Source organism: Candidatus Marinarcus aquaticus, from assembly GCF_004116335.1.
GTDB classification, from domain to species: Bacteria; Campylobacterota; Campylobacteria; order Campylobacterales; family Arcobacteraceae; genus Marinarcus; species Marinarcus aquaticus.
In genome coordinates, this window is sequence record NZ_PDKN01000007.1 from 23,673 (window position 1) to 50,150 (window position 26,478).

Genomic DNA, 26,478 nt, shown 5'->3' on the forward strand with positions numbered 1-26,478 from the left:
AAGATTATGAGTTATAAAAAGAATAGATTTCAATCTCTATTCCTGCAAATAACAAAAAAATTAGGAGAAAAAGATTGAGCTTTGAAGGTATCTAAAAATAGTCCAATGATATTATTGAATACAAAAATAGGTAAAATGATTGGCAAACAGACAATATTACGAAAACACCTAAATTTACTCGTTCTATCCCAAATATAGCCATTTATAATTGATATTAATGTTGTTCCTAAATATCCTTGATAATGAAACTCTATAACTTCAAATCCATTCTTTTCTAATAAAGTTTTTAACCCAAATTCACTAAACCGAAAAAAATCATAAGGTTGTGCATGTGCTTGATATATAAAAGGAACAGAAAGAAGTAATATGCCCTCTTTTTTGAGAACTCTTTTGGCCTCTATTATAACATCTTGATAATCAAAAACATGCTCCAATACTTGAGTTAATATGACGGTATCCATTGTTTCAGAAGCAAAAGGCAAAGAAGTTGCTTCTGCATTAACAAATTGAACATCTGATGCTTTAAACATCTCTTTATGGGTTAAACTTGAATCACTTATAATATACTCTGTGCATTTTTCTTCTAAATATTTTTTATATGGTGCTTGTCCTGCGCCTATATCCAAACATTTTCCCTTTACATAATGACTCGCTTTTAAAATCGATTTTTTCATTTGACGCCAATTTAAAAAAAATCCATCGGTCACATATACATCTGGTTGATGTATACTTCCTGTTAAAATTGGAATAAGTTTATAAGAAAAATAATGACACAATCGTTCCATCATCTGCATTTACCTCTTTATTCCTTTCATTCCTAAGAGGTATCGACAAGGTTCTATCTTTTTAAAACCGTTGTCAATAAACCACGTATACACATCATCAATATAGTGACGATTGATATACGAAGGACTGTACATATCGTATGTATTTAAAGCTCTTACCTCTTTGTCTTTATCCATTGCAATTGGAAATGTTTCCCTGAATGCATTACCCAAGAAAGGTATCTTATAAAGATAATATAACCAAGAGGCCACTTTAGAAAAACGGTACAAAACTTTCATGGACATCTTTGAAGTAATGTATTTTCTTATACGATCTTGATTTGCACTTTTTCGTAACCAATATGCACCATATAACCATATACTGCATAAACCACTGGATTTTACAAATTTACTGATTGAAGCAAAAGCTTTTTGGGTATCTGGGGTATGATGAAGCACGCCTAATGAATACACAACATCAAATCTCTCTTTTTTAAAAGGCAAATAAAACAAATCTGCTTGTATGATTGTTACGTTTTCTAAGTGGCCTATATTTTCATAAGCAGCATCAACTGCTCGACTTAAATCAACACCCACTATATGTTTAGCTTTAAAAGATGAAGCGCTGATTTCTAAATAAGGACCTGCTCCACAACCAATTTCTAATACCTCTTTTTCTTTTATATCTTCTTCTTTTAATGACAAATATTGTTGCATTTCATTTTTTGACATCTCTTCTCGATCATTCTTGACTCTTTTAAAAAGATGCCATTCATTACCAAAAGATTCTACATATTCTTCACTCTTTACAAAACGAGGAATGAAATCTTTTATTTCAAACTCTTTACTGCATTTTTTACAATGTAATACTCCCTCTTTAATGCGTTCATTTTTTGAAGTAATCACTGTTAATGTAAATTCGCTTTCACACTCAGGACAAACTAAATATTTTAAAGCAGTTTCTTTCACTTCTTTTCCTTTACTATATCAATTAAACAGTCTGCTACATAATTGACTTTTTCATGCTCTAATGTTGGATAAAGAGGTAAAGAGATACAACCTTCTCCCCAATTTTCTGTAACGAGAAAAGTCCCTCTTTCATAGTTGAATTGTGTTCTATAAAAAGAGGTTAAATGTATGGGATTGTAATTAACAGCAACACTAATTCCTTTCTGATTTAACTTATGAATCACCTCATCTCTATTTTTAACATGAATCACATATAGATGATAACTTTGTTTAACGGTATTAAGATACTTCACTCTTTTAATTTCAAGATTTTTTTTAAGTTTTTCTTCATAGATATCAACAATTTTTTTTCTTTTACTTAATAAATCCTCAATTCTTTCTAATTGTCCAATTAAAAGAGCCGATTGTATATCACTGATATTATACTTCCATCCTAATATTTCCATATCCCAATAAGAAAACTTTCCATAATAACGACTTGATGCATCTTTACTCATGCCATGCAATCTTAATTTTCTTAAATACTCTGCTTTGCTTTCATCTTGACAAATGATCGCTCCACCTTCACCTGAAGTGATATTTTTAGTGGCATAAAAAGAGAAACATGCTGCATGGGAAAGTTCTCCTACTTTAATCCCATCTCTTTCTCCTTCAATACAATGTGCAGCATCTTCAATAACTATGAGGTTGTGTCTCTTTGCAATTTTGTTTATCTCTTTCATATCGCACATCTGTCCATACAAATGCACAGGAAGAATTGCTTTTGTGTTTGGGGTAATGGCGTCTTCAATTTTACTGCAATCTATTAAATATGTTTCGGGTTCAACATCTACAAAAACAGGTTTTGCTCCTGAGTGTAAAATAGCATTTGCAGTTGCAATAAAACTCATGGATGTTGTAATAACCTCATCTCCTTCTTTTATCCCCCATGCCAATAAAGATAAATGTAATGCTGCGGTACAAGAATTTACAGCAACACATTCTTTACTCTTCATATAGTGTGAAAAACGCTTTTCAAAATCAGATGTAACATTAGCATTGGTTAAAAAAACTGATCTTAAAACAGCATTGACTCTATCAATGTCTGTTTCATCAATATTATGTTTAAAAAAATCCACTTTCATATTTACTTCTTATAATAGATTAAATTTAAGGACTCAGCAAAGCCTAACATAATAAATACCCTTACAAAAAAAGAGATCAATGGTTTGCTCAAAGTTTTACCAAGTCTATTTTGTACAAATATATTTAATGCTACTTTATTAGGTATATTCTCAAAATTCAACTGCTGATAATAGTATAATACTGAAAAAAAACTAATATACTTGTTTTTAAAATGTGGCATGATATAAAAATGCTTTTTCTTAAAAATTTGTTTAGCGGTATTGTATAAATTCCCATATGTAATAAAATTAAGTTCATCAACAAAACTTTTATCTTTTCCTCTTAAAGCAAGATATTGTTTGGCAATTTTTTTATTAAGAAATATATAGGGTAACCAAAAGAGCTGATAATGGCCTTCATAATAATAGTTATAATGAGGAACCGACATAAAAATCATTCCACCTTTTCTAAGAACTCTTTGCGACTCTTTTAATACTTGTTGTACATTTTTTACATGCTCAAGTACTTGATTGGAATAGACAACGTCAAACTCTTCATCAACAAACATACTCATATTTTCAGCAAAACCATCAAAAATAATCTCATTTGGATTAATTCCAAAGTGAGACAATAATTTAAGAGTAAAGTTAAATCTGCCTTCAAATCCACAATTTTTACCCGGTTCTAAACCTTTTATATTAAACCCTTCTCGTAGTCCTTCTACTAAAGATATTCCTAAACCACTTCCAACTTCTAAATACTTTAATGATTTTGGAGACTCAGAGATTTTTGATAATAATCTAGAAAGAACGGTTGAGGGCATAGATTTATTTGCCAAAAAAACAGTATTTATTGTTGCTTCTAAGTTAAATTTATCTCCTCTTAATTTTTTTCCAAAAGAGAGATCTTGTTTTAAATATTCAAATAAAGACTCTGACAATTCTTCTTTATCCATGTAACCCTCAATGTACTATTTTTTGACCATTTGGAAGCGTAATAGGTATATCCTTTAACCACATCTGTTTTTCCCATAAAGTCTGATTTTCTTTAAACCACGACACAGTTTTAATTAATCCCTGTTCAAAATCAATTTCAGGTTCCCATCCAAGTAACTCTCTGATTTTTTTATAATCACCAGTATGCCGATGAACTTGTCCTGGTCTATCTGTATCAAATTTTTTATTTAATTTTTCAGGTTTCATTATTGTTAATAACTCATCTGCAATTTCTAAAATAGAGTAACTTTTTCCCGTGGCAATATTGAAAACCTCCCCTTGAACATCTTCTAAAGGAGCCGTTAAAATCATATCTATGGCTCGACAAGTATCTTCAACATAGACCCAATCCCTGCTTGCCTCACCATTGCCATGAATGCAAAGGGGATCTGCAATTAATATATTTGAAATAAATCGAGGAATTAACTTTTCCAAATGTTGTCTTGGTCCATAATTATTAAAAGGCCGGACAATCACTGCAGGAATGTTATAGGTTATAAAATATGAATACACCAATCTGTCTGCACCTGCTTTAGCCGCAGCGTATGGAGAGGTTGGATTCAATGGATGATTTTCATCCATTGTGGCTTCTTGTGCATTTCCATAAACTTCAGAGGTTGATACATGAATAAATTTTTTAACTTTTGTCATATATTTTAAAACGGCATTGGATATAACTTGTGTACCAAGCACATCGGTCTCAAAGAAATTTTTATTATCTGAGATGGAACGAGTCACATGCGTCTCTGCAGCAAAATGGATTACATAATCAGATTGAGAGACTAAAGACTCAACTAAACTTGTATTTTTGATATCTCCATACCAAAATTCAAAACGATCACAATTTTGTTTTTCGGGTAAATACTCAATATTCCCTGCATAGGTTAATAAATCCAAAACAATTATTTTTGAATCGGGATATTTATTATAAATGTAATCAACAAAATTTGAACCTATAAATCCTGCACCACCCGTTATTAAATAGACTTGAGACATATTATTCCTCCTTAAAATATATAAAATTAAAAGTTTTTGCAAACCCACAAAACATGAATGTTTTGACAACCACCATAGAAATAAAATAGCTTGCTTTATAGAGTAAAGGTTGTCTTGATAACTTTTGTGTTACATGAAATTCATTTGATGTTTTTGTTTTAAAAGCAAAGTAAATCAAACCAAAAACAGATAAAAATCCTGTGATATGGGGATAACAATCATATGTACCATTAGGCATCTCATTTTTAGCAATTTTCATTATCATGTCAGGTCGAGTGAAATTTAACTCTTTTAAATAGGAAGGATCACGACCTCTAAGTTTTAAATACAATCTTGCCATCTTTTTATTTCGAAGCAGATAAGGAAGCCATAAAATATCGTAATGCCCTTCATAAAACGAGTCATAATTTGGTATATTCATATACATAACCCCACCTCTTTTTAATACGCGATAAGACTCTTTCAATGCTTCTCTTACACTCTTTACATGTTCTAAAACTGCAATACTAAAAACAAAATCATAACTTTCATCTGAGAAAGGCAAATTTTCAACAACTGAATCAATCAACTTATCTTCAGGATCTTTTATTCCATTGGCTATCATAAGATTCAAACATGCTTGATATCTGCCTTTGATTTCATCATCACATGAAGGTTCAATACCATTTATATCATAGCCTGCTTTGAGAGAATTAATTAAATTTCCTCCCAATCCTACACCTATCTCCAAATATTTAATTTCTTTATATACAGAAGGGTTGAATTTTTTAAATCGATGAGTCTCAAAAACATATTTAATCCCATTTAAAATATTTTCAACATTATTAAGTTTACTATTAATGCTATATTTTTTTCTAAATGACTTTAATCCTTTTTCAATTTCACTTTTTATAGAGTCAGGTATTATAAACTCAGATTCCATACACGCCCTTTTGTATTATATTACGACTCTCTTTCCCGCAATGAAATAATAAATCAAGAACAGATAGATATGGAATAAACTCACCATAAAACTGCTCATATGGTACGCAATTAAAATTCTGAAATTTAACCTCTATCCCCTTTTCTTGAAATTTTTTTACATTAATATAACTATTTGCTGATTGTCCACTATAATACAACTGCGCATTTAATTCTTGACAAATATTAATTAAACGCTCATTCTTATCTCCACTAATATTCATTTCAGAAGAACGATAAAACTTTGTTTTGAACTCTAAATAAGAAGAGATGGTTTTAATTATATCTATACAAATTTCAGAAAGAAATTTTTTCTCATTGAGTATTACTTTTTCAAAAAGTGGAAATATCTCATCAAAATATTTAGCCTTATGATAATAGTTAATAATGGTTTTCAAATGTTTTTTTTGCCAACCTGGTATCGCAGTTACCTCATTGATAAGCTCTTTATATTTGTATGAGACAGGGATGGTCAACCATAAAGCTCCTTGTGGCGTTTTGATTCTGTTTCTATTTCTCCAATCATTTTTTGTATATTGAACATCATCATAAAATACAAACTTTTCTACATTTGCTATTTGTTCAAAATAACCAATCCAAGGAATATAAGATGGCTGTAAAATGGCTACATTCATATGCCATACCCAATAACGGAATCTAAATTAACTTTTTCTTTCATTCTTAAAATACCATCAGGACCTGCACATAATAAAACTCTGTCAACTGTTTTTGCCTTAGCAATATCAAAACTTTCAATTTTTGAATCTAAAAAAGTTTCTCCTATTTTATATGCATTATCATCAAAGATTATTTTTAAAAGTTTAAGATCATACCCGCTTTGTGAAATTAACATGGCAGCAGTTGTACCAGCACCATAAATGGCTAATGTCATTCCAGCATCACTGCATTCAGACAATTCAGAAATTATCTGTTTCCATTGTGTAATAATGGTTCTATTTTTCAGAAATATTCTTTGGGTATCAATCGTAAACTCACTTGACTGATCTCTTTTTTCAAATAAAACGCGAGTTAAATTTCCATTATTATCCATTTTAATTGGGAATAGGCCATTTTTTGCTGCAATGAAACACAGATGCTCATAATCATAAAGGTATGGATGATCTGCAAAGTAGAACTGAAAAGGTGTTTGTTCAAAAATAGCTATTTGTACACTTAAAACACCTCCTATATTTAACAGTTTTCCTGCATCTTGAATTAAAATTGCAGGAGAAACTCGATTTAGAATTGTATGCATTGCAATTAGATCATATTTTTCTGTTTTAAAAAGATCATAATTATATTTATCAAGAATAAATTGTGCGGAAGGTGCACTTTGTTGAGCTATTTCTATAGATTTTTCACTGGGGTCAACACCAATGGCTTTCCAATTTGGATATTTTTCTAAGAACGCTTTTTCAAATTTTCCTTTACCGCACCCTATATCCAGAAGAGTACCGGTTGTTTTAAAGTCATGTGCCAAAACAAAATCATTTAAAACCTCTACAAAATTCTTATTAAAAGCAAAATTAACAAAATCATAATTTGAATCTTTTAATTTTGCGGAATAAGTAGATTTATAATAATTGTCGCCTAACATATCTAAAGGAGATGTTATGGTTTTTATAAATCCACAATGTTGACACTCTTCTCTTCTTAAAGGAATGCTGTTTTGAACAATCTCTCCGCCAGAGCATACTGATGGTAATTGATTATCTAAAATTAATTTAAAACTTTTATTCCCACAAATATCACACACTTGTTTTTGATTCATTTACTTTCCTTTTTTTGTATCAAATGGTCCATAATAAGACTCCAAATAGGGACTATCAATTATATTCCATTTTGAAAAATTTTTTAAAATATATGTTACACATTCTTCAATTTTTATAGCTAAAAATTTTCTTAACTCCGCATCAGTATTTGAAGTTAAAGCATACGCTTTTTGATAGATAATATCTCCTTCATCAACTACTTCTGTCATATGATGTGCTGTAATTCCACACTCTTTTTCTTTATTAAAAAGCATCCATCGCGTGGGGGTAGGCCCCTTATAAGAAGGGAGTAAAGAGGGGTGAATATTAATATTATAGTGTGCACTTTGTAAATGCTCTTTTTTAAATAATCTATGATAAGAGACAATAAGATTAACATCTGCCCTGTTTTTAATACTCCAAGAACAATTTTTATCTATATACTGCACATCAATACAATTTCTTTTTGCTAATTCATCAATTTGTTCTAACTCATAATAGGGATAGGGGTTTGGTTCTTTACGAGTATATAAGCACTGAATTTTTATGCCCTTTTGTAATAATATCTCTAAAGCATTGTTCCCATAACCAGTAAGAGCAAAAAGATTAACTATCATTTTTCCACCAAAAAGGTCTGGCTTCTTTTTTTTCTTCAATATTTTTATTTTTATGATACGTTGCCCCAACCACTTGCCAATCTGGACAAGTTTTACAAATATCAGGTATATCATTCCATCTGTTTTCAATATGTGGTTTTCTTACAATTTCATTATGTCGAGCCCATAATTCTACTAAAGAAAACTCTTGCACATTTCCAACAACACATCGCCCTGAATAATCCACTGCACAAGTGACCACATTCCCATCTTGATGAATTGCCATTGTATTATTTGCCCAAGGACAGGCTATTCTAAACTCATTACTATAATCTAAATTTTGGGCAACTACTTCACCCGAATTGGTCCAAGAGAACATTGCACGTGTTTTGACTTCAGCCCCTCTTTCTTCCCAATAAGATTGAAACATTTCAACTTCATGTTCATTCTCTTCCATCACAGAGTATTGACATTGTATGACAGGAAATTCTAAATTTAACTCCTCTTTTCGAAGTAAAAGTTTTTCAACTGCGGCATAAATCTTATCTCGGTCTCCTCCTACTCTGATTTTTTCAAATGTCTCTTTTGTAAATCCATCTAAAGAGAGGATAAATCGTTTTAATCCTGATGTTAATATTTCATCAATCCAATTATCTCTCTCTAAAAGTCGACCATTTGAATTAAGAACCAAATTACTTAATCCTTTATCTCTGGCATAACGTAAACGTTCAAATAACTTCTCTCTTAAAGTAAAAGCCTCCCCATAAAAAGTAGGCCAAACTTCTGTATTTGGAGCTATTTCTGAGAGTTCATCTATGATTTTTTTATACACTTCATCTTTCATATGGACTTTAGGTCTTTCCATAATACGATGGTTACAATGAATACACTTTTGATTACATACAGATGTGGTTTCAATAATTAATTGAGGAGGAAATTCCCAATTTTTAAGATTTCTTTCAATTTTTAATAATTTATCTTTTTGATCTTTCGTCAACATTTTAATCCTTATTAATAACTTTATTAATAATTGCACGATATGCTTCAATATTATCATTAATACGACGATAAGCATATTCATGAGTCGCTTTTAAAGTCTCTTCTAATGTTTGTTTATTGTTGATTACTTTTAAAATATCTTCTTTCAAGTTATTCATATTGGTATTTATAACGTATGGTTGTTGAAAAAAATCTTCATAATACTCTGGAATCAAGAATTGATAAAGACTCATTAAACTTTCATCAATCATTGTCAAAACAACGTTACCTTTAGCTAAAGCTTCAAACGTGGTAAAACTAGGAAAACCATTACTTACTTGTTCTATTACAATATGACTTGTATTCATTTTTTCCAGTACTTCGTCTCTTGAAACATTATAAATCATTTCATATTCAATAAGATCGGTTTCTTCACAAACAGTTTTAAGTGCTTTTTCTATAATATGAGACCCTTTTCTTATGCCATGATTTGCAAAATGTACAATTTTAATTTTCTCATTGATTTTTTTATTCACAAGTTGTTCATAGGGCAAAATATGCATATTAAAAGTCAGCACATCAAGTTTCGGAAGGTATATCAGATAATCAGTATTTCCAATAACATAATTCGCATACTTACTCCACCAATAATTTCTCTTAATTTTTATAAAATCATTTGCAAAATAAGTTTTATTGAATCCCATTAAACCAACTTTATGAAAAAGATTGTGAGTTCTTATAAAATCGGTTCTGTCTTCTCCAAAAGAATACATAATCAGCTTTTTTTTAAATATTTGATAAATAATAGGCTCAAATCGCCAAAATATAGTTCTATTTAAAAAACCTCCATCAAAATAGAGGTGCAGTATATCAAAATTACGTATTGCCCATAAAAAAGCAAAATATCGTCCTAATAATAAAGGAAATCTGCGACTTATAAATGAAGGTGCAATATTTTCAATTGTTTTTACATCAAGATCTGGTACAACATGCCCATTGTCTTTAAATGTAAAATAGGTTACATCGTGAGTAGATTCAAGTTCTTTTGCAAAAAGTTTCAGCGTAATAATAAAATGTGTACCAAATAACATTCGACACTTTTTTGAGAATCTGAGTTTTGTTTCAAAAAATAAATAGAGTAAACAAAGCAAGACGATAGGAAAAGCAAGAAGAGAAACAAAAATTCCAATCAATTTATATTTTAATTCATTTAACCAATAAAACGGTGGTTCAAAATCATCAAATAAAACAAACCATCCTCTTTGATTCATATATGTTTTAAATTTATTATCCATTATATACCTTATTAATAACCCTTAAAAACTCTTCACCTATTTTTGAAATCTGAAACCTTTGAACACTTATTTTCCCATTATTTGATAAAATTTGAGCATAACTTTTATCTTCAAGTATTTTTTTAATCGCTTGAATAAAAGTTTCAGGTTGCGCCAATTCACACAGTAATCCATTTTTTTTATTCTCTATCAACTCTTTAATGACCTCTAAATTTGAAGCTACAATAGGAACACCTACAGATAATGCTTCTAAAATTGAATTCCCTAACCCTTCATATAACGAAGGAAATAAAAATAATTCAGATTTTTCTAAATACGGATAAATATTTTCCACATTACCTGGCAATAAAACTCTATTCTCAAGAGATAATTTGTTAATTTTTTTAAGCAAACTTTCTCTTAATGGACCATCTCCTAAGATGCACAAATTTACATCTTCGTATTCATCTGCTATATGTGAAAAAAGTTCTAAAACAAACAAATGATTTTTTTGTTCCGTCATTCTTCCAATAGACAATATCACTCTTCGATTAAAAAAAGTTTCATGTTTACAATCTTTTTGAGAGAGTTGTTCAACTCTTTTAAAATTCACAGGATTATATACTTGAAAAATTTTTTTTGTATCAATTGCATACTTTTCAATTAAATCTTTTTTCACATTTTTAGACAATGCAATTACCCCATCTGCTTGATTATAAAAATACGTAATCATTTCATGATTTACTGAAGGATAATCGATTTTTTGAAGATGATCAGACAATACAACTCTGCTTGAAACCAACGTTGTTTTATTATGCATTTTACCCGACATAACCGCCAAGTAGTTGGTAAATAAATCTATAAATCCAATGATTACATCAAAATGTGGTACCACTTCTTTTAATTTTTCTAAAACTACAAAAATGTTAGTAGCAATGCTCTGCTGTTCATTAATGGCTCCATAAATTAAAAACTCTTCAAACCAATTATGATACATATTCTTTTTAATCGAAAAAAGAGCTACTTCATACCCTTGTTTTTTAATATATTTCATTTGTTCAAACAATACTTTTTGTGCTCCACCAAAAGCAAGCGTATCTACAATAAATAATATTTTAGGCTTCACTGAATATCCCATTTCATTATTTTATTTAAAGTATTGATAAAAGAGCCCTTACTGTATGTATAAGAGACGGTATTAAAATGTCGAACAACCTCTTCTGCTACAGATTGTCTTAAACGATTATCATTGATCATTACGTTTGCTAAATTTATATAATCTTCTACACTTTTTGCATGAATTCTTTTATCCCCTCTGTTTTCTGTTAAAAAAGAGAGTGATTCATGATTTTTTGGAAGTAAAATAATGGGTACTCTTTCTTTTGCCATATACTCATTAAGTGATTCTCCTGAAGTTAAAGGGAAAGCATCAAGATATAAATCAATTACATGTCCATAAAGATGAGGGTCAATGTGTCCCGTAAAATAAAACCTTTCGCCAATACCTAGTTTATCCACTTTTTGTCTAATAGAGTCGTCTTCACCGCTTCCACAAGCTAAAAATATTGTGTTTTTATTCTGTTTCATAATTGTAGCAATGGTTTCTAAGTATTGGTCATTTTCAATTTTTATCAATCGACCAATATAACCTAAAATAAAAGCATCTTTAGGATACTGTTGTCTTATTTCTTCAACTGTTTTGTTATCTACAGGAGGGTTATACTTATTCATATCTATAGGAAGTAAAAAAGTCTCAAACTCTTTTTGGCGTGTTTTTTGAGAAAAATGAGAGATTTTTTTATCAATTCCTTCGATATCATATTCACTATCACCATGACTCCAATATATTTGTAAAGGAGCACTTCTTGTTGTAAATAAAAAATTATATTCAACTTGGGAGTGCAATCCAATCAATACATCAATATTTTGTTCAATAATATACTCTCTTAATTTCAAACACTTTTGCACGGGAGAATAAAAGGGTGTCATTTCGCCAATAAATTTTTCTTGAGCATCAATTAATGGAAGTCTTAACTGTTTCATCTCTTCAATGGTAAAATAATTTGAACCATTCATTTGAGGAAAATTTAAATCTATCACTGTGATTTCTATTTGAACATCATTGATTTTTTTGAGTTCTTGTAAAAGTTGATAAAATACATTATGTATTGAATAATTCATCAATCTCTCTTGCACAAATGCAATTTTCAAAGGTTTTTTGCTGCTTACGTTTTGTTTATCTACGGCTTCTAATTTAAATCGTGGTATTAACTCTGCTTTCACATACTCTTCAACTCTTTTTTCAACTTTTTCATTAAACTCTTTGAACTCTTCTTGACTTTTAGAGACTCCACAACAAGAGAATTGCAAAGGAACATATAAATATAAAACCAATTCATCCAGTTTAAGTTTAATCGCTTCATCAAATATTTTGTACAAGTAGTTGAATAACTCATAAAATGGCTCTTTACTTCTTTCATAAATAAACAGCGTGATATAAAAAAGTTTAAAAATCATTTTTTCTTGTTCAATATAATCTCTTTGCATAAACTTTTTATCTCGTTTAAATGCTTTATAAAGATGCTTTAAATACTCACTGAGTTTCTCTTGTGGAAAGAGTAAATGAATCAACTCCTTATTCTCAATGATATTTTCATAATTCTCAAAAATAATATAAATTGAAAAAAACTCTTCTAAACGCTTTTTCTCATGTTTGATATTTTGAATACTTGCAAGAAAAAAATGTGTAATTAAATATCGTATATCTGTTGATAAATAATTGACCATACTTCGATCGGTTTTGAATGAAAAAACAAGTTTATCAATCATCATTTTATTTTTTGATGAGAGAGAAAAGCCTTGTTTCATGTACTCTGTAATATAGTAAAGACCTACAATACTCTCTTGCTGAATGATTTTTTTTTCAATATCTTCAATACAGTTATGTAAAATATTTTCAACCAATTCATCAAATTCATTCATTCAATAATCCTTCAACTACTTCCAAATCTTTCTGTGTATCAATATCTAAACTCATACGTTCATCCATCAAATAAAAGGCTGTTTTCTCTTTTATAAACAAGCTTCTGTTTTTCATAAACTCTTTTGTATTGATGATGTAAATAGCTCCATTAGGATAGTATGTTTTGGGTAAAAGTTGTCTTGGAGAAAAAGGGTACTCATCGTTGACAATGCCCTTTAAACAACTGTTCTCATCCACCATAAAAGCTTTGAGAGCAGAATGACTTGGTTCATACACACTGATAAGCGCCTCCGCTTTTTGCTCTAACATTTGATTCATTGCTTCATCGATATCTTGTGCGGTTCTTAGTGGAGAAGTCGCTTGCAGTAAAATCATATAATCAAACGATTCATCCAATTTTTCAAGAACATCCAATAAAACAGGTTCTGTTTTCACATCATCTTGAGCTAATGCTTCATCTCTTGTAAGCGTTTGTGCTCCAAAAAATTCTGCTACGTCTAAAATTTCATCATCTTCAGAAGAGACCACTGTTTTTGTGATGTATTTTGAGTTCAGTGCGGCTTCTATACTGTAAGCAATCAAAGGTTTACCTGCAAGGTTTACAATATTTTTTCTGGGTAACCCTTTTGAACCACCCCGAGCAGGAATAATGGCTAAAATTTTCAATCTCGATCCTTAAACTGCTTTTGATTCGAGATATTCCATACAGATTCACCCGTTAAAAGCTTTAAGAAGTTTTGATCACTTTTCCCATCCCCAAAATCGACATCTTGTTCAAATTTCTCTTGGTGCAAAGCAGTTTGAATCGCTTCTAAAATATCCTCTTTGTTATAATCAATGTTGATGATACTTTTAGAGTGCACTCGATTATTTTGACGATTGCCAATGTTAATTGCAGGTATTTTATAATAAGGCGCTTCTCTCACACCCGCACTGGAGTTTCCTATCATAAACTTGGCATGTTTAAGTAACACTAAAAAATACTCAAATCGAATCGAAGGGTACATCTGAATATTAGGATTATCATTAAAGCGTTCGTACTCATCGAGTATGAGATTAGACCCCAAATCATTATTGGGATAAATCACAATATAGTTTTGTTGACTCTCCAGCAAAGCATCCACAAAAATTTTCACCTGTTTTTTTATTGCTTTAAGTTCTGTGGTCACTGGATGCAACATCACAATGGCATAGTTATCATACTTGATTTGATAATACTCTTTTACAAACTCTATAGAGGGCAACTCTTTTGAGTTCATGATATCCAAATCAGGAGAACCAATAGTGAAAACAGCCGCTTCATCTTCACCCATTTGCACCAATCTTCTCTTGGCTTCTTGGTTTGATACCAAATGAATATGTGAAAGTTTTGAAATAGAGTGACGTATGAGTTCATCAATCGTTCCTGATATTTCACCCCCTTCAATGTGTGCCACTAAGATATTGTTCAGACTTCCCACAATAGCTCCTGCCATCGCCTCAATTCGATCTCCGTGCACCAATATCAAATCGGGTTGCAACTCTGCAATGTAGTGCGAAAAGCCATTGATGGTCGTAGCAAGGTTTCTGTCCATATGTACTATTTCATCATGATTTATAAAAGGGTAGATATTTTTAAAGCCCGATTTTTCAACCTCAATGATGGTTTTACCATACTGGGCAATCATGTGCATGCCCGTTACAAAAATATGCACATCAAAAAGCGGTGATTCTTGGGTGATTTTAATCAACGACTTCATCTTTCCAAAATCTGCACGTGTTCCAGTTAGAAACACTATTCTTTTTTTATTCATCAATATCACTCCAAGAGAGGTGTTCATCACACTCAATATCTTTATTGACGCATTTCCCTAATAGGTCATTGTAGTGTTCTGCTTTGATTTCTCCTGTTCCTGGCCGTTTTACCCAAATATTCTCTTTGGTAAGCACTTCCCCTTTTTTCAAAGGTTTTATGGTAACAACGGTTGCAAACGCAAAGTCGATGGTGATTTGCTCCTCTTTGGCAGCCTCTTTTACTCCGCCTCGCATTTGTGCAATCTCTGCGCTAGCTGCAATAAGCTCTTTAAGGGCAATAGGGTCCATAGAATTAATAATATCAGGCCCTTTTCGTTGCATTAAATCAGTAAAGTGTCTCTCTAAAATGCAAGCACCCAATGCCGTAGCCGCTAAGCAGGCATTGTTATTTACAGTATGATCTGAAAGTCCAATAATGGCATTGGGAAAAGCTTCTTGCAAAGCTTGCATGGCCCCTAATCGAACCAAATGAGCAGGCGTAGGATAAAGATTGGTGGTGTGTAAAAGGGCATAAGGCACTTCATATCGTTCAAGAATTTCAACGGTTTTTCGAACCTGTTCAATATTGTTCATTCCCGTACTTACAATCATTGGCTTTTTAAACGCAGCAATGTGTTCAATTAAAGGATAATTATTGCACTCTCCTGAGCCAATTTTATACGCACTCACACCCATTTTCTCTAATCTATTGGCTGCTGCCCTTGAAAAGGGTGTGCTTAAAAATATCATGCCTTTGGATTCAACATACTCTTTGAGCTTGATTTCATCATCTTCACTTAAAGCACATGAAGCCATAATATCATATATAGAGATATCGGCATTGCCAGGAATGACCTCTTTAGCTGCTTTACTCATCTCATCTTCAACCACATGAGTTTGATGTTTGATGACTTCAGCGCCCGCTTTATGCGCTGCATCAACCATTTCAAAAGCCGTTTTCAAACTTCCATTGTGATTGATACCTATTTCTGCAATAACTAAAGGGGGATGTTGTAAACCAATTTTTCTATTTTGTATTTGCAACTCATGCATCGTGTATCTTTTTTAATAAATATTTGTTATCATAATACATAAAGAAAACTAAAATATAGGTTTAAATATGGCAAACAGCGCAATACCTGATGATATCCTAAAAATTCAAAAAAAGTTAGCTACCTTTGAAGTGGGTTCAAGAAATTATAAAAAGTACACCAAAATCTTAGCCAAACACATCAAAACACATACCATGAAAAAGCGGGTCAACTCTCACATTAAAACCATTGAAACCATAGAAGAGATCAAGAAAAAATCTGAAGAAGAGCAATAAATCTTACAATTTGCAATAATTTTCTACAACTCATAAAAAGTTTGATACAATTCGAACATAAAAAAAGCATTAGGACTGAAAAATGGATGATAATCAAAAAAAATCTTTAGAATTAGCAATCAAACAAATCGACAAGGCGTTCGGTAAAGGAACCTTAATCCGACTGGGAGACAAAGAGGTTGTTCCAGTTGAGTCAATCAGCACAGGCTCATTGGGACTAGATGTTGCTCTTGGTGTGGGTGGACTTCCAAAAGGAAGAGTTATTGAAATTTATGGACCTGAGAGTTCAGGGAAAACCACACTGACACTGCATGCCATTGCTGAGTGCCAAAAAGCAGGTGGCGTATGTGCGTTTATTGATGCGGAGCACGCATTGGATACCATTTATGCACGAAACCTAGGGGTTGATATTGATAACTTACTTGTTTCACAACCTGATTATGGTGAGCAAGCACTTGAAATTTTAGAGACCGTTATTCGAAGTGGTGCGGTGGATTTAATCGTAGTGGACTCAGTAGCAGCCTTAACGCCAAAAGTAGAGATTGATGGAGACATGGATGACCAACAAGTGGGTGTTCAAGCACGACTTATGTCAAAAGCTTTACGAAAAATCACCGGTCTTTTAAACAAAATGCAATGTACGGTTATCTTTATTAACCAAATTCGTATGAAAATTGGTATGACAGGATATGGAAGTCCAGAAACCACAACCGGTGGAAATGCATTGAAATTCTACTCATCTGTACGACTGGATATCAGAAGAATAGCCACACTCAAACAGGGTGAGAACTCTATTGGGAACCGAACAAAAGTAAAAGTGGTTAAAAACAAAGTAGCTCCACCATTTAAACAAGCGGAGTTTGACATTATGTTTGGAGAGGGTATCTCTAAAACTGGTGAAATCATCGATTATGGTGTTAAACTGGATATCATTGATAAAGCCGGAGCATGGTTTAGTTATAACGACCAAAAAGTAGGTCAAGGTCGAGAAAACTCTAAAGTATTCTTAAAAGACAACCCCGAAATTGCTTTAGAGATTGAAAATAAAATCTTAGAAGCGTTGGGTATGAATGATGCCATTATTCAAGGTGAACCTGAAACAGAAGAGGAATAATCCTCTTCTTACTCCTCTTTTTCCTCTTTTTGAATCTCAATTTTTAATATTTTTTCTATCAAAGCAATTACGAATAAAAATTTCAGTATAATTGGCTAAAAATATAGTAAATTACTCACAATTACTATTAAAATTTTATAGGAGACACAGTGGTATTTATTGACAATATTTACGCAGATGAAGTATTAGACTCTCGAGGTAACCCAACCGTTAGAGCAACCGTAGTATTAAGCGATGGAACAAAACAAAGCGCGATTGTTCCAAGTGGAGCAAGTACAGGTAAACGAGAAGCTTTGGAGTTACGAGACGGTGATGACCGATTTTTAGGAAAAGGTGTTTTGCAAGCCGTTGAGAATGTAAATACAAAAATCGCTGATGAACTGTTGGGACTAAGCCCATACAATCAAGCTGAAATCGATGCAACCATGAAAGACATCGATGGAACAAACAACTACTCAAACCTTGGAGCAAATGCTGTTTTAGGTGTATCTATGGCAACTGCACGTGCGGCTGCAGCATCACTGAACATTCCATTATACCGATACTTAGGTGGAGCAAATGCAATGACTATGCCTGTTCCAATGTTTAACATCATCAATGGTGGTGAGCATGCAAACAACTCAGTGGATTTCCAAGAATATATGATCATGCCAGTTGGATTTGAAGATTTCAATGAAGGTTTACGAGCCGTTTCTGAAATCTACCAACACTTAAAAAAAGTGATTGATGGTATGGGTGAAAGTACAGCCGTTGGTGATGAGGGAGGATTTGCTCCAAACTTAAAATCAAACGAAGAGCCAATTCAAGTTATCATTACTGCAATTGAAACAGCAGGATACAAAGTGGGTGAACAAATTGCCATTGCTTTAGACGTTGCTGCAAGTGAGTTAATCAACGAAGCTGGAAAATACGTTCTTAAAAGTGAAAACAGAGAGTTAACAAGTGCCCAAATGGTTGAGTATTATGTTGATTTATGTTCTAAATACCCAATCGTTTCAATCGAAGATGGATTAAGCGAAGATGACTGGGACGGATGGAAAATCTTAACAGAAAAACTGGGTAAAAATGTTCAACTTGTTGGAGATGACCTGTTTGTAACAAACGCAAATATCTTAGCAGAAGGGATTGCTAAAGGGATTGGAAACGCCATTTTGATTAAGCCTAACCAAATTGGATCCGTAAGTGAAACAATGCAAACGATTCGATTGGCACAAAGAAATAACTACAACTGTGTGATGAGTCACCGAAGTGGTGAGAGTGAAGATGCTTTTATTGCAGACTTTGCTGTGGCACTTAACTGCGGGCAAATCAAAACAGGAAGTACTGCACGAAGTGATAGAATCGCTAAATACAACCGTCTTTTAGAGATTGGTGCAGAGATTGGTTATGCTGAATATTTAGGGAAACAACCGTTTAACAAATAATGAGCAGAAAAAAATTTATAGTAACAGTCGTCCTAAGCGTCGTAGTTACTATATTTCTTGGTTTGCATGTCGCGAATTTACTCTTTGGAACGAATTCATACGAAGTTTATGATTCTTTAAAGAATAAAAAAGCATACTTAAAAAACGAAATTACTCGATTGCAGTTCGAAAATGCACGACTGCAAAAAGAGTATTTTGAACTCAAAAACTTGGAGCCTGAAGAATGAAACTTTTTTCTTTAATCGTAACACTACTTATTGTAGGTACAAATAATCTCACAGCACGAGAAAATCCTTTTGAACCAACGAACATGTATCAAGAAGAGGTTGCTCGAATGATGGAGATTGAAGAGGACTATCCTGCTGAATTTCAAAAGAATGACGATCCTTCTCAATATGAGCAGATGTCTGAACCTAAAGAAGAGGTTGCTAAAAAAGAGGAAGTAAAAAAAGAGGCTCCAAAACCTGAGGTTAAAAAAGAGGTTAAAAAAGTAGACACAGATAAAGTGGTGTATGTTCCTAAACGAGACAAAACCTTCACAAAACAAGCGTTGATCTCGCTTCTTCCTGGGGTAGAAGTGGAGTTTGAGGGACGAACACTTCAAATCAAATCTAAATATGAAGTGTTCCAAAAGTTTGATTTAAACAATGAAAATAAAATCATCTTAGATTTCAGAGCAAATACCTCTTTTTATACCATCCGAAAAGATTTAAACTCTCAATTTTTTAACAAACTAATCATTGGAAACCACAAAGAAGAGAGCTTCTTCAGAGTGGTACTTGAAGTGCCTGCAAGTCCAAAAGACTACAGAGTCACTTACGACAAAGACTTAGTTACGGTTGTTTTTGAAGAATCGGGGTTGAAGTAGTCGTATTACGACCATTGAGAACAACACCTCTAGAATCGAAGCCAAGATAAACGCGTAGTAATAAAACTGCGTGATTGATTGGTTTTGATACGCTAAGGTTGCAACCGCAATCAAAAGTGTGAGTGGCATGGAGTGAGAAAGTGCCAACATCACCATATTCTCTTTTCCCACTTTACTTAAAAATACCGTTGAAGCAATCAATCGAATCAATAACATGGTCAATGTTATCAATAATGCTTTAACAAGCAACCCATCATGAAAAATAGAGTCAATATCAAACGATGACCCCACATAAATAAAAAACAGTGGCACCAACCATCCAAAACCAAAATGCTCTAACTTTGTGGGTAAAGCTTTGTTATGCTCAAAATAGGTCACAATAAAACTTCCTGCAATAAACGCCCCAAAAGCCACTTCCAGTTTCAAGAAAATCATAATAGCAATCATTAAAAAGAAGATCGCCATTGAAAGACGGATATCTTGCTCTTGGTTATCATCTTTTGGCATAAGCACGGTTTTAATCTCTGGATACCACCATACAAGATTATGAAACACTTTATAGACAATAAGAAGTCCTAACATAAAGAAGGTGAATAAAAACAGCGTCTTAAAGAAATCCCATCCAAAACCAAACTGCAAACCTGCACTCACGGTGGTTAAAGCAATAATCGAAATAATCTCACCAATAAGCCCTACGGTGATACCTAAGTTAACCCACTCTTGGTCTCCATACTCTTTTTTGAGTGTTGCTAAAAGACCAATGGAGATAAGCGGTAAAATTACAATAAAAATTTTTCCTAAACCAAAATAGAGTGTCCCTATAAGAGATAAGAAATACATGATTGCCACATAGGCCAAACTTCGTCGAAGTATGGTCGGTGAAATGTTGATAAGCTTCTTTAAATCCACCTCTAAGCCTGCAAGAAACATCAAATATAAGAATCCCAGTTCAGCAACAAGTTCAAAGATGTGATTCTTTGGAATCAGAAGGAAATAGGCACAAATTGCCCCCAATACGATCTCTATACACACCGTTGGCACACGAAGTTTTTGAGAAATTAAAGGAGAAGCAAAAATAATCAGCGAGATACTGATAATAAGTGTGATTTCACTTCCCATGATATTCCTTTAACTATTTTTTATCGCACTCAGATGCAATCTCATACCCTGCATCTATCACAGCTTGAATTTCATCTTCAGGCGTTTTACCTGCTGTTGTGAGATAATCTCCAATGACAATTGAGTTAGCACCATGCTTAAAGACATCATACTGCTCTTCCCCAAACATCACTTCTCTTCCACCTGCAATCATAATTTTGTGTGCATTGGGAAGCATCTGCTTAGCCAATTCAATCAACTTAAATGCCTCTTCTTTAGATACAGAGTTTTTTACAATTGGCAGTGCCTCATTGGGGTGAAAAAAGTTCAAAGGTACGGTCATGGGGTCAAGTGAAGCAATGGCTTCAAGCATTGAAACACGGTCTTCTTGTGTTTCACCCAAACCAAAGATACCGCCACAAACAAGCTTCAACCCAGCCTCTTTTGCGTTTAATAATGTTTGGTATCGCTCATCCCACTCATGTGTGGTACAAATGTTTTTATAAAAGTTGCGTGAAGTCTCTAAATTGTGGTTATAATTATCCACGCCAGCAGCTTTAAGCTCCTTGAGTTGCTCCAAAGTTGCTGTTCCATTACAAGCAATCAGTTTTAAACCTAGGTTCTCTTTTTTAACTGCTCGTGCCGCTTCACACACAAACGCCAATCGTTTGTCATCTAAGCCTTTACCTGCTGTGACCAAACAAAAACCAACGGCTTTATTCTTTTTAGCACGTTTCGCTTCTTGAACAATTTGCTCAATCTCTTTTCGTTTGTATCGTTGAATGTCCGCTTTGTATCGTACACTTTGTGTACAAAACTTACAATCTTCATTACATGTACCGCTCTCAATATTACAGATGGCACAAAAATATATTTTCTTATTTTCGCTCATATAAAATCTCTTTTTTTTCAAAATGGGTTGTATTTATATCTTTATAATAGTAATTAATTATATACTCATTTTCATTAATTTCCAGCAACACACACTCACTTAACGGTTTCTCTCGTGCACAAATCTCACCTGGATTTAAAAAGAGCGTCTCGTTTTTATAGTCGTGTTCAAAGATATGGGTGTGACCAAAAATAACCACATCCGGGTCATCTCCAGCCATGTAAAAAGGCAAGTGCATCAACTTGAATTTGACTTCCTTTATTTTAAATAAGTAAGGCTCTTTATAAATATTAAACTCATGTCCATACTCTATCAAAGAAGCATCATTGTTACCATACACACTCACATAGGGCAAGTTCGCTTCTTTGAGTATTTCTAAATTCTCTTTGGTGCATAAATCACCTGCATGTATGAGGTATTGTGCGCCTTGTGCTTTGAGGTGCTGTAAAGCTTCTCTCATCAAGCCACTTTTTAAGTGGCTATCTGACATGACGGCTATTTTCATGATTATTTCTTTGCAGAGCTGCTTTTTTTGGTAGTTTTTGCGGTGCTCTTTTTTGTGGTCGCTGTTTTCTTAGTTGTTTTAGTTGTCTTTTTAGCACCCTTACTCTTAGGGTCTTTTTCAATGATGTCTAAACACTGCTCTAAAGTTAACTCTTCGGCTTCTAACCCTTTAGGAATCTTATAGTTTTTTCTTCCTTGTTTGATGTAAGGACCATACTGTCCAATAAGCACTTGAATTTTCTCTTTTTCAAACACTTTAATGGTGGATTTGGCTTTGGCTTCATCGAGCTCTTTAATCAACTCCAACGCACGTGGTAACTCAATGGTATACGGGTCATCTGTTTTAAGTGAATAGAATTTTGTTTTGATTTGTAAATAGGGACCAAATCGTCCAATATTGGCAACAATATCTTCACCCTCTTCATTTTGTCCCACCACTCGTGGAAGCGTAAAGAGATACAACGCTTCATCCAATGTAATGGTGTCCATGTTCAGATGGTCTGGAATGGCCACAAATTTTGGTTTCTCTTCATCATCTTTGGTACCAATTTGTACAAATGGACCAAATCGACCTACTCTGGCACTGACAGGTTTTCCTGATTTTGGGTCAATCCCAATCTCTCTGATTTGAGCATAATCATTTCTGTCAATGCTCTCCTCTTTCTCATCAATACTCTTTTTAAATCCACCATAAAAGGCTTGCATCACTTGTTCCCAAGCAATTTTTCCTTCAGCAATGTCGTCAAACTCTTCTTCCACTTTCGCAGTAAATCCCAAATCCACAATTTCAGGGAAATGATCCATTAAAAAGCTGTTGACAATCTCACCTGTGGGTGTGGGTGCGAGTTTTTTATCTTCTGTTTTTACTACATATTCACGTTGTTGAATCGTTGAAATGGTTGGTGCATACGTTGATGGTCGCCCTATTCCTTCAGATTCGAGCTTTTTAACCAAACTGGCTTCTGTGTATCGTGAAGGAGGCTTGGTGAAGTTTTGCTCACACTCTAAGTTTTCTAACTCTAAAGTCGTACCTTGTTTAATGGTTGGCAAGATTTTCTCACTGCTGTCCAATGCACTTTCAGGATTGTCGCTTCCCTCTGTATAGGCTTTCATGAACCCAGCAAATACAATTCGTTGCCCTTTTGCTTGAAACTCCAACTCTTTGTCTTTTCCTGCAACAATTTTATAGGTAGTATTGGCAATCTTTGCTGTGGCCATTTGTGTGGCAATGGTTCGTTTCCAAATCAGTGAATAGAGTCGAAATTGTGCGTTATCCACATACGCTTTAATCTCTGATGGTTTTAAAGCCATGTTAACGGGACGAATCGCTTCGTGCGCTTCTTGTGCCCCTTTGGCTTTGCTTTTATAGACTCTTGGTTTGCTTAAGCTGTACTCTTTTCCATACTGCGTTTCAATCACCTCTTTAGCAGCACTGGTTGCCACTGTAGAGAGGTTCAATGAGTCGGTTCTCATATACGTAATCAAACCACCCGTGTGATTTGGAATATTCCCCACATTTCCTTCATAAAGCTGTTGCGCAATAATCATGGTTTGTTTTACTGAATACCCAAGTTTTCGACTTGCTTCTTGTTGTAAAGTTGACGTGGTAAAGGGTGCCGCAGGGTTTCGTGTGCTCTCTTTTTCTTCAATGTTATCTAAAACAAATGAACCTTGATGAACTGAGGCTTCAATGGCACGTGCTTCTTGTTCATTAGAAACTTTTACAGTTTTTCCATCCACTTTTGCAAGTTCGGCTTTAAAATCTGGGTTTTTAAAATCACTTTTGATTTTCCAAAACTCTTCAGGAACAAAGGCTCTGATTTCATTCTCTCGATCAACTATGATTCGTACAGCCACACTTTGAACTCGTCCAGCACTCAAACCGTATCTCACCTTTTTCCATAAAAGTGGTGAGAGTTCATACCCCACTGCTCGATCTAAAATACGTCGTGCTTGTTGTGCGTCAACGAGATTTTGGTTGACTTCTCTTGGGTGTTTCAACGCATCTAAAATGGCATCTTTTGTAATTTCGTGAAACACAATTCGTTTAAGAGGATTTTTTTCAATTTTAAGTGCAGGGATCAAGTGCCAGGCGATGGCCTCTCCCTCTCTGTCCTCATCGGCTGCGAGGTAGATGGTTGTATCTTTAGATATTTGTTTTTTAAGGTCGGCAATGACTTTTCGTTTATCTGTAGAAATAAGGTATTGAGGTTTAAAATTGTCTGCAGGATCAAATCCCAGCTTTGATTTTGGAAGATCACGAACGTGTCCCATGGACGCCATTACAACGAAATCTTTACCTAAAAATTTTGAAATAGTTTTTGCTTTTGCGGGTGACTCTACGATGACTAAATTCTTCAAATTACCTAACCTCTAAAAAAATTCGAGTTTGCATTCTATCATAATTTAATTAAAAGCACTTAAGGGTATCTTTTAAAACAATCAACTTATGAATGTTTAAATTTTAAAAAATGGTAATCTCGGTTTCAAGTTCAATATCAAACTGCTCTTTGACTCTTTGTTGTGCCAATTGGATTAAAAACAGAGCCTCTTCAAAAGTTCCTTTGCCATTGTTGACTAAAAAGTTTGCATGTTGATTTGAAAAACTCATATCCCCTTTTTCAAACCCTTTTAAACCCACAGCTTCAATGAGTCGTCCAGCGAAATCGCCTTGCGGGTTTTTAAAACAGCTTCCTGCACTTGGGGTATGTGGTTGATTATCTCTCATTTTAATAAACTCATCAAGCCGTTGTTTGCTGAAGCCTTTTTCAATATTAAAGACCACTTCATATACGATGGACTCTATTTTAGTGTGTCTGTAGGAGTACTCAATATCCTCTTTTTTTATATACCCCTCTTTGGTTTTAATACTATGAATGTAGTTAAAAACTTCAAAACTTTTAAGTCCTGCATTCATTTTTACTAAACCACCTAAATTGCCTGGCAATTTGGCTAAAAACTCTAAATGCGCGATGTCATGCTTTTTAGTATAAGTCAAAAGTTTTCCACTGCTTGTGGCGCATCCTACATAGAGTTTGTCGTTCTCTTGCTTGATATAATCAAACGCATCACCTAAAACTGCAAAGTTATGGGGTTTTGAGGAAATCAGAAGATTATTGGCTCGTCCGATGATTTGGTGTTGACTGTAATCCCCAATTTCATTGATAACCAACACCTCTTGCGTTGGTCCAATGTGTATGGAGCTGTATCGAGAGAAGTCAATCGTTTTAGTGAAGTTTTCCACTATTGTGCTCGAAACTCTTCATACTGTGTAGGGATTAAAAAATCCCGCGATTTGATCAAAGTTTCATAAAAACCATGTTTATATCCCAACTCATAGAGTTTATCAAGTGCATCGTATTGCAGTTCACTTAACTCAATCGAGTCATCATTGGCATACAAATCAAGGTATTTATCCAGCGTAGGTGCATCCACACGAATCAACCCTTGATCAATGAGCATTTTTGAAAGCAGATGTTTATTGCTGTTGGCAACTTTCACGGCTTTGATCAAAGTTTGTTCATAATCAATGGCTGCATGCAGTGGTAATGAACGTCGCAGACACATCCCACCCAATGGCAGTGGTAACTCTGTTCCAGCAAGCTCTTGCCAAATATCCCAAATCTCTTTTTCCACTTCCAATGCTTCATTATACGTCAGAATCGATTCATGAATCAGTACACCTGCATCAACATCCCCATTTAAAACCGCATCTTCAATCTCTAAGAAGTTCATGTATGTAATTCGTGCATCAGGATAGGCTATTTTAAACAACAGTGCGTTGGTGGTAAACTCTCCACTTAATGCCACTTTGAAGTTTCGTTTGAGTTTGCTTCCCTTTTTCTTAATCAATTTAGGTCCATACCCATTTCCAAAACTCACAGCTGTTTTTAAAAGGGCATAATCCTCTTTTACAAAAGGATACAGAGCAAAAGAGATGGCACAAATGTCATACTCCCCTTTAAGTGTTGCTTGATTGAGGGTTTCAATATCGTCTGCAATATTTTGAAATACCGCATCTTTTGGAGTAACCCAGCCAAATTTAATGGCATAATACATAAAAATGTCATCGGCATCGGGTGAGTGTGCTACACTGATTGTCTTCAAA

Annotated in this window: 27 protein-coding genes; 5 read left to right on the forward strand and 22 right to left on the reverse strand. The window is 33.6% G+C overall.

Features of this window, described 5'->3' with window-relative positions:
• Positions 1–29: 29 nt before the first annotated feature.
• The 16 genes from CRV04_RS09785 to CRV04_RS09860 are packed head-to-tail and all read right to left on the reverse strand — an operon-like array spanning position 30 to position 16,196.
• Positions 30–788: a class I SAM-dependent methyltransferase gene (locus CRV04_RS09785; RefSeq protein WP_228126529.1), complete on the reverse strand. Its 759-nt coding sequence runs from the start codon at positions 786–788 to the stop codon at positions 30–32.
• A gap of 6 nt (positions 789–794) precedes the next feature.
• Positions 795–1,733: a methyltransferase domain-containing protein gene (locus tag CRV04_RS09790; RefSeq protein WP_128996669.1), complete on the reverse strand. Its 939-nt coding sequence runs from the start codon at positions 1,731–1,733 to the stop codon at positions 795–797.
• Positions 1,730–2,857, reverse strand: coding sequence for a DegT/DnrJ/EryC1/StrS family aminotransferase (locus tag CRV04_RS09795; RefSeq protein ID WP_128996670.1), 1,128 nt, complete (start codon positions 2,855–2,857; stop codon positions 1,730–1,732). The genes CRV04_RS09790 and CRV04_RS09795 overlap by 4 nt, the downstream gene beginning before the upstream one ends.
• A gap of 2 nt (positions 2,858–2,859) precedes the next feature.
• Complete coding sequence (locus tag CRV04_RS09800; protein ID WP_128996671.1) at positions 2,860–3,792, reverse strand: class I SAM-dependent methyltransferase; 933 nt, start codon at positions 3,790–3,792, stop codon at positions 2,860–2,862.
• A 7-nt stretch (positions 3,793–3,799) separates the two neighbouring features.
• Positions 3,800–4,828 carry a dTDP-glucose 4,6-dehydratase gene (locus CRV04_RS09805; RefSeq protein WP_128996672.1) on the reverse strand — a complete coding sequence of 343 codons (1,029 nt, stop codon included), beginning with the start codon at positions 4,826–4,828 and terminating at the stop codon, positions 3,800–3,802.
• Position 4,829: 1 nt separating this feature from the next.
• Positions 4,830–5,750 carry a class I SAM-dependent methyltransferase gene (locus CRV04_RS09810; RefSeq protein WP_128996673.1) on the reverse strand — a complete coding sequence of 307 codons (921 nt, stop codon included), beginning with the start codon at positions 5,748–5,750 and terminating at the stop codon, positions 4,830–4,832.
• Positions 5,740–6,423 (reverse strand): WbqC family protein, encoded by a 684-nt coding sequence (locus CRV04_RS09815; RefSeq protein ID WP_128996674.1) that lies wholly within the window; start codon positions 6,421–6,423, stop codon positions 5,740–5,742. Before CRV04_RS09815 ends, CRV04_RS09810 begins: the two co-directional genes overlap by 11 nt.
• Complete coding sequence (locus CRV04_RS09820) at positions 6,420–7,559, reverse strand: class I SAM-dependent methyltransferase (protein ID WP_128996675.1); 1,140 nt, start codon at positions 7,557–7,559, stop codon at positions 6,420–6,422. The genes CRV04_RS09815 and CRV04_RS09820 overlap by 4 nt, the downstream gene beginning before the upstream one ends.
• Positions 7,560–8,156: a formyltransferase family protein gene (locus CRV04_RS09825; RefSeq protein WP_164969143.1), complete on the reverse strand. Its 597-nt coding sequence runs from the start codon at positions 8,154–8,156 to the stop codon at positions 7,560–7,562.
• Entirely contained in the window at positions 8,146–9,135 is a 990-nt protein-coding gene (locus CRV04_RS09830) for a radical SAM/SPASM domain-containing protein (RefSeq protein ID WP_164969144.1), read from the reverse strand. Before CRV04_RS09830 ends, CRV04_RS09825 begins: the two co-directional genes overlap by 11 nt.
• Before the next feature lies 1 nt (position 9,136).
• Positions 9,137–10,408, reverse strand: coding sequence for a glycosyltransferase (locus CRV04_RS09835; RefSeq protein WP_128996678.1), 1,272 nt, complete (start codon positions 10,406–10,408; stop codon positions 9,137–9,139).
• Positions 10,401–11,525, reverse strand: coding sequence for a glycosyltransferase (locus tag CRV04_RS09840; RefSeq protein ID WP_128996679.1), 1,125 nt, complete (start codon positions 11,523–11,525; stop codon positions 10,401–10,403). Before CRV04_RS09840 ends, CRV04_RS09835 begins: the two co-directional genes overlap by 8 nt.
• The gene (locus tag CRV04_RS09845) at positions 11,510–13,369 is read right to left on the reverse strand and encodes a glycosyltransferase family protein (RefSeq protein WP_128996680.1); all 1,860 of its coding nucleotides are present in this window, start codon (positions 13,367–13,369) and stop codon (positions 11,510–11,512) included. Before CRV04_RS09845 ends, CRV04_RS09840 begins: the two co-directional genes overlap by 16 nt.
• Positions 13,362–14,036, reverse strand: coding sequence for an acylneuraminate cytidylyltransferase family protein (locus tag CRV04_RS09850; RefSeq protein ID WP_128996681.1), 675 nt, complete (start codon positions 14,034–14,036; stop codon positions 13,362–13,364). Before CRV04_RS09850 ends, CRV04_RS09845 begins: the two co-directional genes overlap by 8 nt.
• A complete protein-coding gene (gene neuC, locus CRV04_RS09855) occupies positions 14,033–15,163 on the reverse strand; it encodes a UDP-N-acetylglucosamine 2-epimerase (RefSeq protein ID WP_128996682.1) in 1,131 nt (376 codons plus the stop codon). Before neuC ends, CRV04_RS09850 begins: the two co-directional genes overlap by 4 nt.
• Positions 15,156–16,196 carry an N-acetylneuraminate synthase family protein gene (locus tag CRV04_RS09860; RefSeq protein ID WP_128996683.1) on the reverse strand — a complete coding sequence of 347 codons (1,041 nt, stop codon included), beginning with the start codon at positions 16,194–16,196 and terminating at the stop codon, positions 15,156–15,158. Before CRV04_RS09860 ends, neuC begins: the two co-directional genes overlap by 8 nt.
• A 67-nt stretch (positions 16,197–16,263) precedes the next feature.
• On the opposite strand from CRV04_RS09860, the gene CRV04_RS09865 reads away from it, so the two are divergent.
• The 5 genes from CRV04_RS09865 to CRV04_RS09885 all read left to right on the forward strand — a co-directional run bounded on the left by CRV04_RS09865 (position 16,264) and on the right by CRV04_RS09885 (position 19,876).
• The gene (locus tag CRV04_RS09865; protein WP_128996684.1) at positions 16,264–16,470 is read left to right on the forward strand and encodes a hypothetical protein; all 207 of its coding nucleotides are present in this window, start codon (positions 16,264–16,266) and stop codon (positions 16,468–16,470) included.
• 82 nt (positions 16,471–16,552) lie between these two features.
• Positions 16,553–17,584, forward strand: a complete 1,032-nt coding sequence (recA, locus tag CRV04_RS09870) for a recombinase RecA (RefSeq protein WP_128996685.1) — start codon at positions 16,553–16,555, stop codon at positions 17,582–17,584.
• Positions 17,585–17,733: 149 nt separating this feature from the next.
• Positions 17,734–19,008: a phosphopyruvate hydratase gene (gene eno / locus CRV04_RS09875; protein ID WP_128996686.1), complete on the forward strand. Its 1,275-nt coding sequence runs from the start codon at positions 17,734–17,736 to the stop codon at positions 19,006–19,008.
• Positions 19,009–19,070: 62 nt separating this feature from the next.
• Entirely contained in the window at positions 19,071–19,235 is a 165-nt protein-coding gene (locus CRV04_RS09880) for a septum formation initiator (RefSeq protein ID WP_228126530.1), read from the forward strand.
• A complete protein-coding gene (locus tag CRV04_RS09885; RefSeq protein WP_128996688.1) occupies positions 19,232–19,876 on the forward strand; it encodes an AMIN domain-containing protein in 645 nt (214 codons plus the stop codon). The genes CRV04_RS09880 and CRV04_RS09885 overlap by 4 nt, the downstream gene beginning before the upstream one ends.
• Here the strand turns inward: CRV04_RS09885 and CRV04_RS09890 are convergent.
• The 6 genes from CRV04_RS09890 to CRV04_RS09915 form a co-directional block, all read right to left on the reverse strand.
• Positions 19,838–20,995 carry a cation:proton antiporter gene (locus CRV04_RS09890; RefSeq protein WP_128996689.1) on the reverse strand — a complete coding sequence of 386 codons (1,158 nt, stop codon included), beginning with the start codon at positions 20,993–20,995 and terminating at the stop codon, positions 19,838–19,840. The two genes, CRV04_RS09885 and CRV04_RS09890, sit on opposite strands and share 39 nt — an antisense overlap.
• Before the next feature lie 13 nt (positions 20,996–21,008).
• Positions 21,009–21,866: a biotin synthase gene (locus tag CRV04_RS09895; RefSeq protein WP_128996690.1), complete on the reverse strand. Its 858-nt coding sequence runs from the start codon at positions 21,864–21,866 to the stop codon at positions 21,009–21,011.
• Positions 21,853–22,371, reverse strand: a complete 519-nt coding sequence (locus CRV04_RS09900) for a metallophosphoesterase family protein (RefSeq protein WP_128996691.1) — start codon at positions 22,369–22,371, stop codon at positions 21,853–21,855. Before CRV04_RS09900 ends, CRV04_RS09895 begins: the two co-directional genes overlap by 14 nt.
• Positions 22,372–22,373: 2 nt before the next feature.
• Complete coding sequence (topA, locus tag CRV04_RS09905; protein ID WP_128996692.1) at positions 22,374–24,731, reverse strand: type I DNA topoisomerase; 2,358 nt, start codon at positions 24,729–24,731, stop codon at positions 22,374–22,376.
• Positions 24,732–24,834: 103 nt separating this feature from the next.
• Positions 24,835–25,614 carry a UDP-N-acetylmuramate dehydrogenase gene (locus CRV04_RS09910; RefSeq protein ID WP_128996693.1) on the reverse strand — a complete coding sequence of 260 codons (780 nt, stop codon included), beginning with the start codon at positions 25,612–25,614 and terminating at the stop codon, positions 24,835–24,837.
• A complete protein-coding gene (locus CRV04_RS09915) occupies positions 25,614–26,477 on the reverse strand; it encodes a menaquinone biosynthesis family protein (RefSeq protein ID WP_128996694.1) in 864 nt (287 codons plus the stop codon). Before CRV04_RS09915 ends, CRV04_RS09910 begins: the two co-directional genes overlap by 1 nt.
• Between the last annotated feature and the right edge of the window lies 1 nt (position 26,478).